Here is a 2,149-nt window from a genome sequence, read left to right as displayed (position 1 = left end):
CGCATCGTCTGCATCACGTCGGTCTCCGGCATGATCGGTAACCGCGGGCAGGTGAATTACAGCGCGTCGAAGGCCGGCGTCATCGGCGCAGCCAAGGCACTCGCCGTGGAGCTTGCCAAGCGCAAGATCACGGTGAACTGCGTGGCACCGGGGCTGATCGACACGGACATGCTCGACCCCGATGTGCCGGTCGAACAGATCCTGAAAGTCATCCCGATGGAACGCACCGGCACGCCGGAAGAAGTGGCGGCGGCCGTGCGGTTTCTGGTCAGTCCTGAGGCGGGTTACATCACGCGGCAGGTGCTTGCGGTGAACGGCGGCCTTTGTTGACATGCTCGTGTAGGAGCCGATTCATCGGCGATCGCTACAGCGCGACGACGCAGTAACGCTAAAGTAAGGCCATGCCCTCCCTACGCCACCTCGCCGAATCCGACCGCTTCGCCGACGTCCTGCGCACCTTCCTCGCGCTATCGGGCATCACCGCCTGGTGCACCCTCATCGGCCCCGCCAGCGCCATCGTCCCCGCCCTGCTCGGCGCCATCGCCTGCGCCCTTGCCGAGACCGACGACGCCTGGCGCGGTCGGCTGCGCGGCCTCGTGGTCACCCTGCTCTGCTTCGCCGCTGCCGCCGCCGGGGTAAAGGCCCTGATCGGCCAACCCGTCCTCTTCGCCATCGCCCTGCCACTGGGTACCTTCATCCTCGTGATGCTTGGCGCCGCCAGCGGGCGCTACGCCACGATCGCGACGGCGACGCTCATCCTTTCGGTCTACACCATGATCGCCTCCGATGCCGCCGCGGCCGGCACAGGCAACGAAGGCACGCTGGCGATCCTCGCCGGTGCCGCGTGGTACGGCCTGCTCTCGCTGATATGGAGCGCGCTCGCGCCACAACGTGCCGTGCGCCACTCACTGGCGCGCCTGTTCGAGTCGCTCGCCGCGCTCGTCGAAGCCAAGGCGGCGCTGTTCGAACCGGTGCACGGCCTCGACCGCGACGCACTCGACATCGCGTTTTCAAAACGCAACCTGCGCACCGTCGAAGCCCTGACCGGTGCGCGCACCGCCTTGATCGACCGTATCGGCCGGCGCCAACCGCGGGGACGCAGCGCGGCACGGCTGGCGATGTTCTTCGTCGCCCAGGACATCCACGAACGCATCAGCTCCTCGCACTATCCCTATGATGAACTCGCGGACGCGCTCTACCACAGCGACCTGATGTTTCGATTCGGCCGCCTGCTGCGACTGCAGGCCATTGCCTGTCGCGAGCGAGCCGACGCCATACGACGTATCGCGCCGCTCGGCTCCATCGCGCTACCACGAGCCGCACTCGACGACCTCCGCGAAGCCATCGCCTACCGCCGCCGCAGCGATCCGCCCGATGAGGCCGTCGACGACGCGCTCTCCGCCTTGATGGACAACATGGAACGCTTGCAAGCGGCCATCGAAGACGAAGGCAACCTGCCGCAGGACATGGACACCTCGCTGCAAAGCAACGAGCCGTCGTCATTGAAAGACGCCATCGCCCGCGTGCGCATCCGGCTCAACCGGCGCTCGATGCACTTCCGTCATGCCGTACGCCTTGGCGCCGGAATGCTCGGTGGATACCTGCTCATGCTCGCGCTGCACCCCACCCACGGTTACTGGATCCTGCTGACCACACTCTTCGTCTGCCAACCCAGCTACGGCAGCACCCGCCGTCGACTCGTCCAGCGCGTGATCGGCACCACCGTGGGACTTGTGGCCGGCTGGGCCATGCTTCGCCTGCTGCCCGGGGGAGACTGGCGCCTGCCGGTACTCGTCGCGACCGGTGCCGGCTTCTTCGCCTTCCGCTTGCGACGTTACGCCCTGRCCACCGCCGTGATCACGCTGTTCGTCCTGCTCTGCTTCGATCGCGTCGGCGCGGGCTACGACGCCATCGGCCCGCGCCTGCTGGATACCCTGCTGGGCGCTATCGTCGCCGCCGTGGCCATCCGCTTCGTCCTGCCCGACTGGCGCGTACGCCGCCTTGAAGAGGTGGTGGCCGACGCCTTGCTGGCCTACGGGCGCTACCTGCAGCGCATCGCCATGCAATACCGCAACGGCAAGTCCGACGACCTGCCCTATCGCGTCGCCCGTCGCGACGCGCACGCCGCCCAGGCGGCGGTGGCCGGCAA

2 protein-coding genes are annotated in these 2,149 nt (G+C 67.6%); both read left to right on the top strand.

The features are described 5' to 3' along the window. Positions 1-330 (top strand): SDR family oxidoreductase (locus AC1DT2_RS21535; RefSeq protein ID WP_477298621.1); only part of this gene is annotated, 330 nt, incomplete at its 5' end. A gap of 71 nt (positions 331-401) precedes the next feature. Then, positions 402-2,149, top strand: a 1,748-nt coding sequence (gene yccS / locus AC1DT2_RS21530) for a YccS family putative transporter (RefSeq protein WP_477298620.1), incomplete at its 3' end; no start/stop codon positions are given.

This window comes from Luteibacter sp. P4_E6, assembly GCF_056401535.1.
Note: the sequence above shows the minus strand (reverse complement) of the source record. Positions and strands in the feature narration are given on the sequence as shown.